We start from the raw sequence: 17126 nt of genomic DNA, 5'->3' as shown, positions 1-17126 counted from the left end.
AGGAAATGGAACAATCGGCTCGATCATTTTGCTTTTGGAGTACATTCGGCAAAAATCTACGGGCCGGGCTGGGTATTTTCCTGCTACTGTGCCTGTCGTGCGCCGGCTGGGCCAGCGATGAAATATTGATCGTTCGCGTCTCGGACTATCAGAACCAGCGTGAACTGCTGATCGACTCCGAAAGCAAATTCCATCTACCGGAAAAAGTCACCGCCGCCATCCACCACGAAATTCCGCTGCTCTTCACCACCACCATCGTCTTGACCGAAAGCGCCAGTTTTCTGGGAATCAAATACCAGCGCACCCGACGTACGATCGAATACCAGACTCAGCTTTACGCCTATGGCGTCAATCACCACTATGTGCTGTACAACACCCGTAACCAGAACGTCCAAAGCTTTCCAACCCTGGATGCGGCATTGGAAACGCTAGGCACCTTGCAATCCTTCCCGATCGCCACCCTTTCCGAACTCCATCCGCAGCAACGCTACACCATTAAAATGCGCATCAAACTCGATTACTGGAAACTACCCGCTCCTCTGATTATCGATGCCATGATGGATTCCGACTGGCGTATCAACAGCGGTTGGTTCGAGACTTTCTTGAAGACGCCTCAGAGCTGGCAATGAGTAGTTTAATCGGCTTATACCTGAAGCAATACGGCTGGATTACCTTGCTCTCCGGCGTCCTGCTGATCTCTCTGGTGATTATGAGCCAGATTCTGCAAAACGCTTCCAGCTTTGCCGAAAGCTATTCGGCCTTGCTGTTTTTCACCTTCGGCGGGGTATTTATTCTGCTGATTGTTTTGGTTCGTACCCTGTGGAATCTGTACAAACAGTACAAAAAACGCATTCCCGGAATCAAAATCACCATCCGTCTGACCTTCCTTGCCACTTTGTTGATGGGCTTGCCGACCGCAACGATTTTCTACTTCTCGCAAAGTTTTATTCAACAGGGCATCAACCAGTGGTTTGACGTCAAAACCGAAACGGCCCTGGAAAACGCCTCGACTCTGGTGCGCATCACCCTCGACAACAAAACGCGCGAAAGCCTCAACCGTACCCTCTCCACGGTCAAAGAAGAACATGACCTGCTGGCAGACTCGCCGATTATCGGGGTGAACAGGTTACGAAATCAACTCGGCGCTCAGGAAGTATCCTTCTACAATACCAACCAGCAGTTGATCGCTTTCAGCAGCCCTGATGGCAGCGATATCCTTCCGACTCCACCCGGAGATAACCTGTTCCAGCAGGTGCGGCAAAAAATCACCTATGCAGCGATTGAAACCCGTCCGGGGGCAACGGTACCTGAGAAGTTTATCCGCGTAGTCGTACCCATTACCGATTCCAACATCAACACCCCCTATGTTCTGCAGGCAACCTTCCCGATTCCGAGCAACATCACCGAACTTGACGAATCGGTCGCAACCGCTTCGGGACAGTATAAGGAACTCTCTTACCTGAAAGCGCCACTGACCACCAGTTTCACTCTGATTCTGACCATCGTACTATTGCTGACACTACTCACCTCGATCCTATTTACCATCCAGGCGGTACAGAACTTCGCCCGCCCGATCCGTACTCTGGCTCGCGGAACCAAGGCAATTTCCAAAGGGGACTACAGCATCCAGATGCCGGTCAAAGAACATGACGAATTCGGCGAGCTGATCGTCTCCTTCAACGACATGACTCAGCGTATCGCTCAGGCGCGAAACGAAATCAAAATGGGACAGCACCAGGCGGAAGTACAGAAGCTCTACTTGCAGGCGATCATTCAAAACCTGACCAGCGGCGTAATCACTCTGGATATGAAACAGCGTATCCGCACTATGAACGATGCCGCCAAACAGATTCTGAATACCGATCTATCGCCGTTTATCGGCTACTCGCTGAGCGAGGCGGTCTCAACCAAGCACAACGAACATTTAAGCGAACTCTTCTCGCAGATCACGCCGCATTTCGACGACCCGGGACAAAATTGGAACCTGCAGAAGGAATTCGCATGCAAAGACGGCCAGAAACGTCTGCTGATTCACGGTTCGACCCTGCCGGGTATCGATACCCAGACCTCGGGTTACGTCATCGTTATGGACGATATCACCGAACTGGTTCAGGCTCAGCTGCATGCTGCCTGGAGCGATGTCGCCCGCCGTCTGGCGCATGAGATCAAAAACCCTCTGACACCGATCCAGCTGTCGGCGGAACGTTTGAACTTCAAACTTCACGATAAACTGCAGGATAAAGACCAATCACTGCTGACCCGTATGACCCAGACCATTATCGAACAGGTCAATACCATGCAGACTCTGGTGCAGGCATTTACCGACTACGCCAACACTCCGGAGGTCAGATTAAGCCGACTTGACCTGAATAGTTTGATTAAAAGCATCGTTGACATGTACTATGACCCTAAAGCACCTTGGCAGGTTAAGGCGCTTCTGGATCCGAAGATGCCATTTGTCGCCGCCGACGGCTCTCGTCTGCGCCAGCTGTTCCATAACCTGATTAAAAACGCCTTGGAAGCGACGGAAAATCAAGAAAGCGGCTTGATTGAAATTCGAACCGAAATCGAAAACGCCAAACAGGTTAAGATAACCGTTTGCGATAACGGTCCTGGAATTCCCGAACAGCACAAAAACTGGATATTCGAACCTTATGCCACCAATAAGCCTAAGGGAACCGGTTTGGGCTTAGCCGTTGTGCGTAAAATCGTTGACGAGCATCACGGACAGATCCAGCTCAAGTCTTCACCGCAGCAAGGCACCTGCTTTATAATCAAACTCCCCCTGACATCGAGAGAGCGTGAATGAAAACCGCCAAACTACTGATCGTAGATGACGAAAAAGATATTCGAAACCTGATGGATGAAATTTTCTCCGAAGAGGGTTATCAGGTTGAAACGGCCGCAAATGGCGTGCAAGCACAACAAGCCTGGCGCAAAAATCTGCCGGATGTTATTTTTCTGGACGTGTGGATGCCGGACATAGACGGTATTTCCCTGTTGAAAGAAATGCAGAAAGAGGGGGTTCTGGAACACACCAAAGTGATTATGATGTCCGGTCACGGCACCATCGAAACCGCCATAGAAGCGACCCGTCTCGGTGCCTACGACTTTTTGGAAAAACCGCTGTCGCTGGCCAAACTGATCGTTACCGCCGAGCGCGCTATCGAACACAATCGCCTGCATCAGGAAAACCGCCAGCTCAAGCAGAAAGCCCCGGATCAATTCCTGCCGATCGGCAAAAGCAAGATGGTGGTACAACTGAGAGAAACCATCGAACGGCTCTCCAAATTCACGATGCCGGTACTGATCACGGGAGAAGCCGGGGTCGGCAAACACCATTTCGCACGCGCCCTGCATAAAACCAGTCACCGTAAAGACGCTGTCATCAAAGAGATCACCTCGATCGATCTGAACCGCCTGTTAGAAGAAGAACGCACTGAAGAGCTTAAAAACCTCTTGCGCGACGCTCATCAAGGTACTTTGGTGATTGCCAATATAGAACAACTGCATTCTGTCAGCCAGGATTTGGTTGCCGATCTGGTACTGCATCAGAAAGTCTTTTTAAAAGGCGAACCGGAAAGTCTATCGCTGGACATTCGTGTTATCGCCCTCACCCGCGGCGAACTGGAAGAAATCGTTCTGCACCGTCAGTTCCGCGACGATCTATTCCAGCGTCTGAAAGTTATGCCGATCCACGTGCCGGCGCTGCGCCAGCATACCGAAGACATTCCTGAATTGATCGACTATTTCGTCAACTATTTCGTTACCCGCGAAGGCTTGGAATACCGGCATTTTAGCGTTCCGTCGCAAAATAGCTTGCGTCAGTACGCCTGGCCGGGCAATATGAAGGAGTTGCAAAACCTGATCCAGCGTCTGCTGATTCTCGGCACAGAAGAAGTCAGCGACGAAGAGGTCAAAAAGGCGATTATGCAATCGGATCTTGCTCAGCAAAATCAACCGCAAATCGATACCAGTTTGAGCTTGAAGGACGCCAAAGATCAATGGGAAGCGGCTTATTTAAGTCAGCTGTTAAGAGAAACCGGCGGCAACGTCAGCGAAACCGCCAAACGGTCTGGAGTGGATCGAACCAACCTGTACCGTAAATTGAAAAGTTTGGGCATAGACCCGAAAAATCCGGTGTAAACTCCGGGCATAACAACGAGCACACGCTGTATGAATATCGTAATTTTGGGTGCCGGACAAGTCGGCTCGTCTTTGGCGGAATTACTTGCAACCGAAAGTCACGACGTAACCGTAGTCGATCTGGATCGCCTGCATTTACAACGCCTGCAAGACCGTCTGGATATCCGCACTATTTGCGGCCATGCTTCGCATCCGGACGTTTTGCTTCAGGCCGGCATCGAAGAAGCCGACATGCTGATCGCCGCGACCCAGAACGACGAAACCAATATTCTCGCCTGTTATCTGTCACACACCATGTACAAAACCGGTACTAAAATCGCCCGCGTCCGCAGCCGTTCTTATCTGGAACACCCGGAACTTTTCGATAAATACCGCAATACCAACGCCATCCCTATCGATGTCCTGATCAGCCCGGAGAACCTGGTTACCAGCTACATTCTGCAGCTGATCGAATATCCCGGTTCCTTGCAGGTAATCGACTTCGCCGATGGTAAAGTCCGTCTGGTCGCGGTTCGCGCTTACGCCGACGGCCTGCTGGTAGGTAAGCAGATCCGTAATCTGAGCCAATACCTGCCGAGCCACGTCAAGACCCGCATTGCCGCCATCTACCGCCGCAACGAAGTCGTCATGCCAACCGGCGATGCCGTCATTAAAGCCGGTGACGAAGTCTTTTTCCTCGCCGAACCGAAGCACATTCTTCCGATTGTAAACGAACTCCGTCAGAAAAAAGAGAAACCGTCGCGCAACATTATGATCGGCGGCGGCGGAAACATCGGATACAGTCTGGCAAAGTCACTGGAAAAAGCCCATCAGGTCAAACTGATCGACCACAATATTTTGCAGGCGCGTGAAGTCGCCGAAACACTAAACAACACCATAATCATTCACGGCGACGTCTCCGATAAAGAACTGCTGCTTGAAGAAAATATCGACGAAATCGACCTGTTTGTCGCGGTTACCAATAACGATGAAGCAAACATTATCTCCGGCATGCTTGCCAAGAAACTCGGCGTGCGCCGAGTCATTGCACTGGTGAACAACCAGTCCTATGTCGAACTGATTCAATTGAACGGGATCGACGTCGCCATCTCGGCCGACAGCATCACCACCAGTAATCTGCTGCACTATATGCGCCAGGGAGATACGGTTAAGGCCGTTACCTTGCGCCGCGGGGCGGCCGAAGCGATGGAGGTTATCGCCCACGGAAGCGAAAACAGCTCAGATATCATCGGAAAAACCATCGGCGAAATCAAATGGCCCAGTGACATTACTGTCGGCTGTATTATCCGCAACGACAAGGTGATTATTTCCCACCGCGATCTGGAAATCGAAGCCGAAGATCACATCATACTGTTCTTGACCGATCCTGGTAGCGCCGCAGAAGTAGCACGATTGATTTCTCCGGATCCGAAACAGAGCAGCTGGTTCGGTTAACTTTAAGAATCGGGAAGCCTGATTAGTATGCATTCAAAAACGATTTTTAAAGTTATGGGGCTACTGCTGATGGTATTCAGCCTCAGCCTGGTTCCCCCGATCCTGATTTCTCTCTACTATCGGGATGGCGGCCTTTCTGCTTTCTCCAGCGTCTTTATCGGCCTGCTTTTTCTAGGATTATTGCTGTGGTATCCGGTTCGCAACTACCGCCCCGACCTGAAAATTCGCGACGGTTTCTTCGTAGTGGTGATGTTCTGGGTCGTGCTCGGTATGGCAGGATCATTACCCTTCTATATCGAAAAAGACGTGCCGCTCAGCCTGACCGATTCAATCTTCGAATCCTTCTCCGGTTTGACGACGACCGGAGCCACGGTCATTACCGGACTAGACAACCTGCCGCATGCCATTCTCTGGTATCGCCAGCAGCTGCAATGGTTGGGCGGGATGGGGATCATCGTTTTAGCAGTTGCGGTTTTGCCGATGCTCGGAATCGGCGGCATGCAGCTGTATCGTGCCGAAATGCCGGGACCGATGAAGGATTCTAAAATCGCCCCGCGCATCTCCGAAACCGCCAAAGCCTTATGGTATATCTATACCGGTTTAACGCTGGCCTGTGCCATTAGTTACTGGTTCGCCGGCATGGACTGGTTCGACGCCTTCGGGCACAGTTTCTCCACCGTCGCAATCGGCGGTTTCTCTACACACGATGCCAGTATCGGTTATTTCAACAATGTGCATGTCGAGCATGTCGCAATATTCTTTATGTTTCTTTCCGGCATCAACTTCGCCCTGCATTTCAGCGCTTTCCGCAACCTCAATACTTCGCCGTACCTGCTGGATCCTGAGTTCAAAGCCTATTTCATCCTGCTCCTCGGCGCAGCAATTGTCGCCATCGCCTATCTCTACCTGCAAAACATCTACCCGACTTTCTGGGAAGCGGTTCGATATGGCCTGTTCCAAACCGTATCCCTAGCGACCACCACCGGTTTTGCCAATGCCGACTTTGCAGCCTGGCCGGGATTCCTGCCAACGCTATTGATTATTATGAGTTTTATCGGCGGTAGCGCAGGTTCAACAGCCGGTGGCATGAAAGTAATCCGTTTCATCCTGCTCTTCAAACAAGGGATGCGCGAAATTCAGAGTCTTCTGCACCCGAATGCTATCATGCCGGTTAAGCTGAATAATAAAACCATTCCGGAAAAAGTCATGATGGCCGTATGGGGCTTTTTGTCGGTATACGTTTTTACCTTCACCATTCTGATGCTGATGGTTATGGCGCTCGGCGTCGATCAGATTACCGCCTTCTCTTCCATCGCCGCCATGATGAATAATCTCGGTCCGGGTCTCGGCGAGGTCGCCGCCAACTACCAGCAAATGAGCGATCCGGTAAAATGGGTTCTGACTTTTGCCATGCTGCTGGGCCGCTTGGAAATTTTTACCCTGCTGGTTCTATTCACCGCGGCCTTCTGGCGTAAATAATCTAAAGGAAAACCATGAGCCTGAGCAGTGCCGAAAAATGGGACCGCAAATATGCCGATGCCGATCTGAACACTCCGGTCGCACCTTGCTATGTTTTAAAACAGCACAGCCGGTTGCTGCCTTTTAAAGGACTGGCTCTGGATCTGGCCAGCGGTCTCGGCGGCAATGCGCGATTTCTGTCCCAGTGCGGCTTGAAAGTCGAAGCTTGGGATATTTCCGATCAGGCCTTAACCATTCTCAACAACTGGGCCAGCCTCAATCATCTGCCGATTGCACCGCTGCTCACCGATCTGGATCAAATGCTGTTTCCCTACCAGCGCTTTGACGTGATCGTCGTCAGCCGTTTTCTCAACCGCCAGCTGTTTCAGCAGATTGAACAAGCGTTGAAACCCGGCGGATTACTGTTTTATCAGACCTTTCTCGGGCCGGTCTATCCGCAAGGCATACAAAATGCGGATTTCTATCTGCAAAGTGGTGAACTGATCAAAGCTTTTCCCTCTCTGCGCGTCCAAGTCTACGGGGAAGGCTGGCTCGCTTCGGAAAATTCTCTCGATCAGGAGAACAAACAGCGTTATAGTTGGTTGGTCGGCAAAAAAACGTAATAGAGCCGATCATAATCTCGATTCAATCTCAGGAGGATAAGATGTTTGAAACGCAGCTAGCCGATAACTCTCTGGTCATCATTCTCTTTATCGCCGTTGTGTTTGTTCTTATGCGCGGCGTCAAGGTTGTCCCTCAAGCGGAAAACTGGGTCGTAGAACGCCTCGGTAAATACAACAGTACTCTGGAAGGCGGCCTGAATTTCATTATTCCGTTCATCGATGACGTCCGCGTCAAATACAACATGCAGGAACAGACCATCGATATTCCATCGCAGCGCGTTATCACCAAAGACAACGTCTCGATCTTTATCGATGGCCTGGTGTTTATCCGCATCACCGACGCCGAAGCCGCCACCTACTCGGCGCTGGACGTCAAGCAAATGATCAGCCAGCTGTGCCAGACCACGCTGCGTTCGGAAATAGGCTCCCTGGAACTGGACGAAACCCTCAGCTCGCGCGACGATCTCAACGCCTCCCTGATGCAGGCCTTGAACAATGCCAGTAACGAATGGGGCGTCAAGGTGACACGTGTCGAAGTCAGCGACATTTCGGTACCGGAAGAGGTGCAGAAAGCGATGGAACTGCAATTACAGGCAACACGGGAAAGACGCGCCATCGAGACCAAAGCGCAAGCAGAAAAGAACGCCGTCATTGCCGACGCCGAAGCTCTGAAACAAAAGGCCTTCCTTGAAGCAGAAGCGCTGGAAAGAACTGCCGACGCCGAACGTTATCAACAGGAGCAAATCGGTATCGGTCAACAGCTGGCGATCGAAGCCGTGAATAAAGCGATGCAGGAAAACCCTCAGGCGGCCGAATATCTTCTGGCCAAAGACCGGGTTAAAGCCTTCTCCGGCTTGGCTGCGTCCGACTCAAGTAACAAGATCGTCATTCCGGTCGAAACCAGTGAACTACTCGGTTCCATGAGCCTATTGCAAGGCCTTTTGAAACAAGACAAATAGGAGGGCGCTATGTTTGAGTTGATGACCGACTCTTCAATCAACCCATCGATTCTGATCATCGTCGGCATCCTGCTGATGCTAGGCGAAGTGTTGATCATCGGAACCTTTGTGCTTTTCTGGGTGGCTCTGGCCTTTATCCTGATCGGATTATTCGGCTTCTACCAGCCGGTCGACTGGCGCTTTCAGCTTCTCGCCATTACCGTTCTGGGCGGCCTCTTCACCTGGCTTTTGAACCCGTATTTGAAGAAAGCCAAACACACTCACGAAGCCGACAGTTTCGCACCGACCAACCCGCAAGAGTTCGGCCGCCTGCATCAGGACAAAAACGGCAACTACTCGGTCTTCTACCGTGGGACCTACTGGCTGATCGACCCGTTAAGTCCGCCGGATAATGCTCAACCCGAAGAAGAGGTTCTGATCGTCGCCGTCAAAGGTAATTTTGTCACCATCAAACCGGTAGAATCCGTCAAAGAAACGGCTTAACGATAGACGTCTTTCCATCCAGGAGGCGGTTTGCGATAGCGCTTGTAGGACCAGAGATACTGTTCCGGTGCGACCGCAATACATGCCTCTACCCCTCGGTTCAATGCTCCGGCAGCGATCAATTCATCCCGATCGGTCAAGGCTTCTTCAGCCGGTAAAAAATGCAAATGAAACCGTCCGTTCGGCAAGCGCTGCATCACGACATACATCACTGCACAATCGGCTTTTTGCAGTAACTTGTTTACCAGCGTCATGGTTCTGGCCGGACGTTTGAAAAACGGCGCGTAAACGCTACCCTTCTCGCCGGGGTCCTGATCAGGAAGAATCACCGAAATCTGTCCCTGATTCAAAGCCTGAATCAGCTTGCGCACTCCGCGAAGATCGGTCGGTGCCAAATCGGCTCCAAACCGGCCGCGCGATTCGACCATGAAATCATCCAATCCGATCAAATTCGGCGGACGATACATAAAAGTCGACGGGAAGCGACTAGAAAGATAAGGGCCGATCAATTCCCAGGCACCGAAGTGTGGCGCAAGAAACAGAATGCCTTTTTCTTGCTGCAAAGCATCGTTCAGCAACGCTTCACCGCTGACTTTCTCGATACGTTCCATCAACTTGTCTTTCGGCCAGATCCAGAAAGGGCCCAGTTCGAAAATCGACTGCGCTGATTGCTGCAGCAAATCTTTTAAAAGTATCTGGCGTTCTGCACCGCTTAAGTCCGGATAGGCCGCCGCCAAATTACATCGCGCTACCTCTTTTTGGCTGTTCGGCAGCCAGTACAGAAGGCGTCCCAATCCGCGTCCCAGCGCCTGCGTAACGGAAAACGGCAAGGCGGCCAGCAGTTTCAGAAAAGCGATGACCATTGCCGCAATCAGACGGTCTTTAAAACTTAGTTTCACAAGTCAATCTCGTCCAGGTCCTCGGCCGTGACACGACTGAGCTCGGCATCGCCGCCATGATTGTCGTCGGCAATCAACGGCTGCATCGCCGTCCAGAGATTGGCGTACAAATGCTTATTCTTTCTCTCTTGTTCCAACAACAGCTGCTTGGTTTCCGCGCGAGCCTGCGGTTTGGCGTAACAGGCCGGACAATTATCGGGAATAATCGGCAAACCGGCCGATTCGGCAAAGTCACGGGTCTGGTTTTCGCGTACGCGCACCAGCGGACGGATAATACGCACATCTTCGTCGTCATTCAGATAGTGCGCTTTCATGGTTCTCAGCTGCCCGGCATTGAACGCCGACATAATGAAACTTTCGGCCAGATCGTCGAGATGCTGTGCCAATGCCAGCACGTTGTAACCTTCACGGCGGCACACCGTATACAGAATACCGCGTTTCTGGCGGGCGCAGAAACTGCAGAAAGAGTCGCCCTTCATACGTTCTTCCGCCAGCCCGACCATATCTTCAGTCTCGTAAAAATATGGGACATCCATCTTCTCGCACCACTCTTTCAACGGCGACGGATCAAACCCCGGAATCATCGGATCGATGGTACAGGCGGCCAGTTCGAACTTGATCGGCGCGTGACGCTGCAGATGTTTGAGAATCACCAGCAAACTGAGCGAGTCCTTACCTCCGGACAAACCCAACAGCACTCTGTCGCCGTCACGCAGCATCTTGTACTGCGCCATGGCTCTGCCGACCGGCTTCATAATCGCTTTCGGCGGTTTAATCCAATCTTTGGTGCGTTCTTTTTTGGTTAATTTAGTCTCAACAGCGTCACTCATGGCTGGCGTCTAATCCTCAGGTAAATTCAGCTGCCTATTTTACATGATTCGACCGGCTTGCTGCGCCGCAATCGAAATCTGCCGCCTGAATCCATCTCCGTAACGCTTCAACTGCGGCCACGAGTGTCCAGCCGGCGTAAAAACTCGCGCATGATTTCCACATACAGTGCTTCGCCAAGATAATCGTCTTCCACCCCCGAATCGATACTCGGATTGTCGTTGACCTCAATCACCACCACACGATCGCCGCTCTGCTTCAGGTCGACGCCATAAAAACCGTCGCCCACCAGACGCGCCGCCTTCACAGCAGCGTCCAGCACCTGCTTTGGCGTTTCGAAAGTCGGCAATGTATCGAAAGCGCCCGATTCAGGCGAATCGCCGCCATCATGCTTGTAGATCTGCCAGTGGTCGTCAACCATATAGTAACGGCAGGCAAACAAAGGCCGGTGATTGAGAATACCGATTCGCCAGTCGTACTGAGTGTACAAAAATTCCTGGGCGAGCAAGATCACCGATTTTTTCAGCAGCTCGGCCGCTTTATGCCGCAACTGCTGCATATCTTCCACCTTGACCACACCAAGCGAAAAAGCGCCGTCCGGCACCTTCAATACCATCGGGAAACCGATCTGCTGCTCCAGTCTTTGATAGTCTTCGTCATGCGGACGCGATAACAATACGGTTTTCGGTGCCGGCACCCGATGGGTATTGAACAGGTCGGCCAGGAAAATCTTGTTGGTACAGCGCACGATCGATTCCGGATCGTCGATCACTACCAAGCCTTCGGCGCGCGCTTTTTTGGCAAAACGGTAAGTGTAATGATCCACCGAAGTCGTCTCGCGAATGAAGAGAGCATCGAACTCTCCCAATCGCATATAATCCTTGCGTCCGATGCGCTCGACACCGATGCCCAACTGATTGGCGGCCTTGGTGAATGATTGCAACGCCTTCTCGTCGCTCGGCGGCAAAGCTTCCTCAGGATTAACCAGCATGGCAAGATCGTAACGGTAAGCCTTTCGCGCTTTCGGTTTTCGCCACATCTTCAGACTGAAGCGTTCGAAAGCGTTGGCAAACCCCTCCTGATCTTCGGGTGTATCCAGTTCACGCAGCGACAACGGCAACACTTTACGCACCTGCCACTGACCGGATTTGATTTGCAAACCGATGCTCAGCAAAGGGCAGGGAAAGCGTTCGAACAACTTAGCCGCCAACTTTTCGAATCGCGGATCGGAAGCCTGACCAAACCAGCATTTCAGCTCCATACGATCCCCTTCCGCACCTTGACCGGCGGCCGACAGCCATTTATCGCCGTCACCGAGTTGCAGAATCGACAGCGACTTCCGACTCAGATCGTTAATTGTGGTCAGAGACGGCATGCAGCGATGACCGCGAGCCTCCGCCAGCAGGGAGCAGTAATAACCGGTTTTCAGATAGCGGTAATCGCGGCACAGATTGATAACCCAGACCCGTTTGTCACCTTCCACAACGCCCTGCATGTACTGATCGAAGGTAATCACATCCTGACTCGGATAGTAGGGTTTCCAGTCCTGCGGACGCTCCACCACGACATAAAAACGGTTCATATAGGCTCCTTTTGCAATGCCCCCGCTGAAGGTCAGATTTTCCTCCCAAAATCGACAAACCACAATAAAAAAATTGATTGCCAGCCCGAGAAATTTAACGCTATGATTGAGTGATTCAACGCAGAGAACGAAACCGATGAATCTCCTACTGAGCCCCTTCCATTTAAGCGATTTCGACAACGACTACCAAACCAGCCGCAACGGCTTCTTTAATGCTCTGGAATCAGTCCCGGCCGCATGGCAGCACCATCGCCAAAGTCATTGCCACCCTCTGCTCGGGCCGAGCGGCGAAAATCTGTATTGCGACAGCGTCCTGATCTCGGCAAACCCGGAACCTAAACACTTGCTGGTACTGCAATCCGCGACTCACGGCGTAGAAGGCTTTCACGGTTCCGCCCTACAGAAAGACCTTTTGCGCCGAAGTGTCGATTTGCTGGAGCTTTTCCCGGATAACGGTTTTTTATTGATCCACGCCCTGAACCCGTGGGGATTCGCCTGGCAAAGACGCGGCGACCATAAAGGCATTGATCTGAACCGCAACTTCGTCGATTTTTCCCAGGCTTTGCCCGCCAACCCGGGTTATGATCGCTTTGCAACGGCCATCGAGGCAGGAAATCCGGTATGGCAGGCAGACGGCTTTCAAACTCACTTGGCAGATTTGACTCAGGGACAATATCGCTATCCGCAGGGCATCTTTTACGGCGGTCGGGATGCGAGCTGGTCACGCCGCACTCTAGAAGAGATCACCTCCGGAAGCTGGCTGCAAAATGCCGAAAAAATTAACATTATCGACGTCCACAGCGGACTCGGCCCCTACGGCTACGGCGAAATCATTAACGACCACCCGCTCGGCAGCCGCGGTTTCGAATGGGCTAAGAGCGCTTATGGCGACAACGCCCTGTCCGCTTATCTCGGCGAATCCAGTTCGGCACCTAAAGTCGGCCTGCTCGATTTTCACTGGCATCAATTGATCGGCGAGCGCGGTTGCTTTACCACCCTGGAATTCGGCACTTACAGCAGCGCCGATCTGATTCGCCTGCTGATCGAGGAACAAATCTACCAAAACGGCTTAAACACAGAGAGCGATCGCGATCTGCTGGCCCCGCCGGTACGCGCTTTAAAGCATTTCTTCTACCCGGAAGAAACTTCCTGGCAGGAGCAGGTCCTGTTCCGCGGCCGCCAGGCAATCGATTTGGCTCTCAGGGCAATGGCGGCATGAGCGACATTCGCCCTGCGACCAATCAGGATTTGAACGCTCTGTTGCAGATAGAACGCGATTGCTTCCAAAGCGACCGCCTGTCAAAGCGCAGTTTTCAGCGTTTTATCAAACCCGGTTCCCATCGGTTGCGCATTCTGGAGATGGATGGTCAAACGATCGGCTATGCATTGACGCTGTTTCGCAGCGGTACCAATCTCGCTCGCCTGTATTCGATTGCCCTGCTGCCGGAATACCGCGGGCGCGGCTTTGCCAAACAACTTTTAAGCGATGCCGAATCCGAAGCGGCGGATAGCCTGTGCGCGTTTATCCGTCTCGAAGTCAGTGAAAGCAATCCGGCGGCAACGCGGCTTTACCAAAGCAGCGGCTATAAAGCGATCGGTAAAATTCCCGCTTATTACGAAGACGGCAGCACGGCTGTACGCATGGAGAAGCGTCTGCACAAACTCGGGCAAGGCTTCTGTTCGAATTCTCCTTACTATCAGCAAACCACCGAGTTCACCTGCGGTCCGGCTTCACTGATGATGGCCCTCAAAGAGCTGCAAACCGACTATCAACTCACTCCCAGTCTTGAGCTGGCTTTGTGGCGCGAAGCAACCACCATTTTCATGACCTCGGGACACGGCGGCTGCTCGCCTCACGGCCTGGCTCTGAGTGCCTGGAAACGCGGTTTTGCCGTGAAACTCTATGTCAGCAGCAGTGATATTCCGTTTATCGATGGCGTGCGCAATATCCACAAAAAGGAAGTGATCGAACTGGTACACGCCGACTTTGTCCGCCAGATTGCCGCAACCGACATCGAGAGCTACGACCAGACTCTAAGCTTCGAAGAATGGAAAGAAATTCTCGCCCGAAAGCAACCGTTACTGGCACTGATCAGCACTTGGAGGCTGAACCGCAACAAAGCACCGCACTGGGTGTATATCGCCGCGTCCGACGACCGTTTCGTCTATATCAACGACCCGGATCCCGACGAAAATCCTTTGGCTTCGCCGGCCGATTTTCAGTGTGTGCCGATCGAGCACCAGCTGTTCTGGCAGATCGCCCGTTTCGGCCAGCAGAAACTGCGCGCTTTGATTCAAATATCCAAACATCAGCAAGCAAGCGAAAAAACTGACTAAATCATTGAAAAAAAGCTTTTGTTTTTTGACGTTTTTGATTACATTTCCAATTGTTCAGTGAGCATTCCTAAAAGTCGTTTTTTGACCCATCGATAAACGCTCAGGCAAACAAATCACCTTTTCTTTTGTCCTCTTCCTGGAGTGATTGCCATGATTTTCCGTAACCGTAAAAAAACTTTGTTCCGCAGCCTGTCTCTAGGTGCAATTGCCCTGTGCGCCCAACTTTGGGGAAGCGCCGTTAGCGCAGCGGAAGAACTTCACGTTTACAACTGGTCGGACTACATTACCGACGAAACCCTAGCCGATTTCGAAAAACAGACCGGTATTAAGGTCGTCTACGACGTATACGATTCCAACGAAGTATTGGAAGCCAAACTGCTGGCCGGAAAAAGCGGCTACGATCTGATTTTCCCGACCGCCCGTCCGTTTGTCGACCGTCATATCAAAGCCGGCCTGTATCAGCCGCTGGACAAAGCCGCTATTCCGAATTTCAAACACCTTGATCCGGTCATTATGCAATCCTTGTCAGACATCGATCCGGGCAACCGTTATGCCGCACCTTACATGTGGGGAACCACCGGTATCGGCGTGAACACGAAAAAAGTCAAAGAGATTCTTGGCGACGACATGCCACTGGACACCTGGAAACTGCTATTCGATCCGAAGATCGTTGCCAAGCTGTCCAAATGCGGTGTCACCATGATGGATGACGTCACCGAAGTCTTTGCCGCCGCACATGCTTACCAAGGCGAAGACAGCAACGATTACGGCAAAAAATCGCTGCAATCGGCCAGCGAAACCGTTAAGGCGGTTCGTCCTTATATCCGCTACTTCCACTCTTCACAGTACATTAACGATCTTGCCAACGGCGATATCTGTGTGGCACAGGGTTATTCCGGCGACATTCTGCAGGCTCGCGACCGTGCCGACGAAGCCAAGAACGGTCAGGAAATCGCTTATTTTGCGCCTTCCGAAGGTGCGGTAGTCTGGACCGACGTTATGGTAGTTCCTGCCGATGCGCCTAACCCGAAAGCCGCCTTTAAATTCATCAACTACCTGCTTGATCCGCAAGTTATTGCGCCGATTACCAACTATGTCGCTTATGCGAATGCGAACAAGGATGCGACCGCTTTGATCGACGAAGAAATTCGTCAGGATCCGGGTATCTATCCTCCGCAAAGCACCCGCGACCATTTCATCGTGATTAAAACCCCGACCGACCGTCAGGTTCGTGAAATGAACCGCGCTTGGACACGTCTGAAAACAGGGCAATAAATGACTTTGCAAGAGACGCCGATCGTTCAGCTACAACAAGTAACTAAAACCTATGGCGATCTCTATGCCGTAGACGACGTTAGTCTGGACATCTATCCGGGAGAATTCTTCTCTCTGCTTGGTGCCTCCGGCTGCGGCAAAACCACCTTGCTGCGCATGCTGGCCGGTTTCGAAACCCCGACCAGCGGCAAAATCTTTCTCGGCGGCGAGGACGTAACCGATCTTCCGCCGTACGAACGCCCCCTGAACATGATGTTCCAGTCGTACGCGCTGTTTCCGCACCTTAACGTTGCCGACAATATCGCCTTCGGTCTGCGTCAGGAGCGCATGCCGAAAGCCGAGCGCGACCAACGGGTTCAGGAGATGCTACAACTGGTGCAGATCGAAAAACTCGGTAAACGCAAACCGCATCAACTCTCCGGCGGTCAACGCCAGAGGGTGGCTTTAGCACGTGCTTTGGCCAAGCATCCGAAACTGTTACTGCTCGACGAACCACTCGGCGCTTTGGACAAGAAGCTTCGTGAACAAACACAGTTCGAACTGGTCAACCTGCAGGAGCGCCTCGGCATTACCTTCATCGTGGTGACCCACGATCAGGAAGAAGCCATGACCATGTCGTCGCGGATCGCCTTGATGCGCGAAGGCCGTGTCGTTCAAGTCGACGCCCCGCGCCGTCTGTATGAATATCCAAACAGTCGCTACTGTGCCGATTTTATCGGTTCGATCAACCTGTTCGATGCAGAAGTCGTCAAACAGGAAGACAATCTGGTCACGCTGAAAAGTCCGGATTGCGATCAATTACTGCAGGTTTATCACAGCCAGCCTTTGCTGGAAGGGATGACGGCAACCGTCGCGGTTCGCCCGGAAAAAGTCCAGATTACCGAAAACTGTCAGCCGCAACGCAGCAACCAGCTTCGTGGCGTCATCAAGGAGATTGCCTATCTCGGAGACGTTTCGGTATATCACGTCGACCTTCCGAGCGGTAAACGTATCCAATTCACCCAATCGAACGTCCAGGCGCTGGCGCAACAACCGCTTGATTGGGAAGAAGAGGTCTGTTTGCACTGGCAGGCGGACGCCTGTAATCTTCTGCTGGAATAAG

Annotated in this window: 15 protein-coding genes; 12 read left to right on the top strand and 3 right to left on the bottom strand. The window is 52.1% G+C overall.

The genetic code is table 11. The features are described from left to right. Window positions 1–5: 5 nt before the first annotated feature. From H8792_RS04155 to H8792_RS04120, 8 genes are read left to right on the top strand one after another with little or no spacing between them, the layout of a single operon-like run. Window positions 6–629, top strand: a complete 624-nt coding sequence (locus H8792_RS04155; protein ID WP_185977675.1) for a DUF4390 domain-containing protein — start codon at window positions 6–8, stop codon at window positions 627–629. Next, window positions 626–2809, top strand: coding sequence for a sensor histidine kinase (locus H8792_RS04150; protein WP_185977674.1), 2184 nt, complete (start codon window positions 626–628; stop codon window positions 2807–2809). The genes H8792_RS04155 and H8792_RS04150 overlap by 4 nt, the downstream gene beginning before the upstream one ends. Continuing rightward, window positions 2806–4146 carry a sigma-54-dependent transcriptional regulator gene (locus tag H8792_RS04145; protein WP_185977673.1) on the top strand — a complete coding sequence of 447 codons (1341 nt, stop codon included), beginning with the start codon at window positions 2806–2808 and terminating at the stop codon, window positions 4144–4146. Before H8792_RS04150 ends, H8792_RS04145 begins: the two co-directional genes overlap by 4 nt. Before the next feature lie 30 nt (window positions 4147–4176). Beyond that, a complete protein-coding gene (gene trkA / locus H8792_RS04140) occupies window positions 4177–5580 on the top strand; it encodes a Trk system potassium transporter TrkA (protein WP_185977672.1) in 1404 nt (467 codons plus the stop codon). 27 nt (window positions 5581–5607) lie between these two features. Beyond that, window positions 5608–7059: a TrkH family potassium uptake protein gene (locus H8792_RS04135; protein ID WP_185977671.1), complete on the top strand. Its 1452-nt coding sequence runs from the start codon at window positions 5608–5610 to the stop codon at window positions 7057–7059. 14 nt (window positions 7060–7073) lie between these two features. Beyond that, a complete protein-coding gene (locus tag H8792_RS04130; protein WP_185977670.1) occupies window positions 7074–7661 on the top strand; it encodes a class I SAM-dependent methyltransferase in 588 nt (195 codons plus the stop codon). Window positions 7662–7702: 41 nt separating this feature from the next. After that, entirely contained in the window at window positions 7703–8620 is a 918-nt protein-coding gene (locus H8792_RS04125; RefSeq protein ID WP_185977669.1) for an SPFH domain-containing protein, read from the top strand. 9 nt (window positions 8621–8629) lie between these two features. Next, complete coding sequence (locus H8792_RS04120) at window positions 8630–9103, top strand: NfeD family protein (RefSeq protein ID WP_185977668.1); 474 nt, start codon at window positions 8630–8632, stop codon at window positions 9101–9103. On the opposite strand, the gene H8792_RS04115 is transcribed toward H8792_RS04120, so the two are convergent. The 3 genes from H8792_RS04115 to H8792_RS04105 all read right to left on the bottom strand — a co-directional run bounded on the left by H8792_RS04115 (window position 9100) and on the right by H8792_RS04105 (window position 12412). Further along, window positions 9100–10002, bottom strand: a complete 903-nt coding sequence (locus H8792_RS04115) for a lysophospholipid acyltransferase family protein (RefSeq protein WP_185977667.1) — start codon at window positions 10000–10002, stop codon at window positions 9100–9102. The genes H8792_RS04120 and H8792_RS04115 overlap by 4 nt on opposite strands. Beyond that, window positions 9999–10832 (bottom strand): tRNA 2-thiocytidine biosynthesis TtcA family protein, encoded by an 834-nt coding sequence (locus H8792_RS04110; RefSeq protein ID WP_185977666.1) that lies wholly within the window; start codon window positions 10830–10832, stop codon window positions 9999–10001. Before H8792_RS04110 ends, H8792_RS04115 begins: the two co-directional genes overlap by 4 nt. Window positions 10833–10939: 107 nt before the next feature. Beyond that, window positions 10940–12412, bottom strand: coding sequence for a RimK family protein (locus H8792_RS04105; RefSeq protein ID WP_185977665.1), 1473 nt, complete (start codon window positions 12410–12412; stop codon window positions 10940–10942). A gap of 136 nt (window positions 12413–12548) precedes the next feature. On the opposite strand from H8792_RS04105, the gene H8792_RS04100 reads away from it, so the two are divergent. The 4 genes from H8792_RS04100 to H8792_RS04085 all read left to right on the top strand — a co-directional run bounded on the left by H8792_RS04100 (window position 12549) and on the right by H8792_RS04085 (window position 17125). After that, the gene (locus tag H8792_RS04100) at window positions 12549–13631 is read left to right on the top strand and encodes a DUF2817 domain-containing protein (protein WP_185977664.1); all 1083 of its coding nucleotides are present in this window, start codon (window positions 12549–12551) and stop codon (window positions 13629–13631) included. Next, complete coding sequence (locus tag H8792_RS04095; RefSeq protein ID WP_185977663.1) at window positions 13628–14749, top strand: GNAT family N-acetyltransferase/peptidase C39 family protein; 1122 nt, start codon at window positions 13628–13630, stop codon at window positions 14747–14749. The genes H8792_RS04100 and H8792_RS04095 overlap by 4 nt, the downstream gene beginning before the upstream one ends. Window positions 14750–14899: 150 nt before the next feature. Further along, on the top strand, window positions 14900–16024 hold the full coding sequence (locus tag H8792_RS04090) for a polyamine ABC transporter substrate-binding protein (protein WP_185977662.1): 1125 nt from the start codon (window positions 14900–14902) through the stop codon (window positions 16022–16024). After that, complete coding sequence (locus H8792_RS04085) at window positions 16025–17125, top strand: ABC transporter ATP-binding protein (protein WP_185977661.1); 1101 nt, start codon at window positions 16025–16027, stop codon at window positions 17123–17125. Window position 17126 lies beyond the last annotated feature (1 nt).

Origin of the sequence: Thiomicrorhabdus heinhorstiae (genome assembly GCF_013391765.2) — a bacterium.
In the GTDB taxonomy this organism is placed as follows: domain Bacteria; phylum Pseudomonadota; class Gammaproteobacteria; order Thiomicrospirales; family Thiomicrospiraceae; genus Thiomicrorhabdus; species Thiomicrorhabdus heinhorstiae.
Note: the sequence above shows the minus strand (reverse complement) of the source record. Positions and strands in the feature narration are given on the sequence as shown.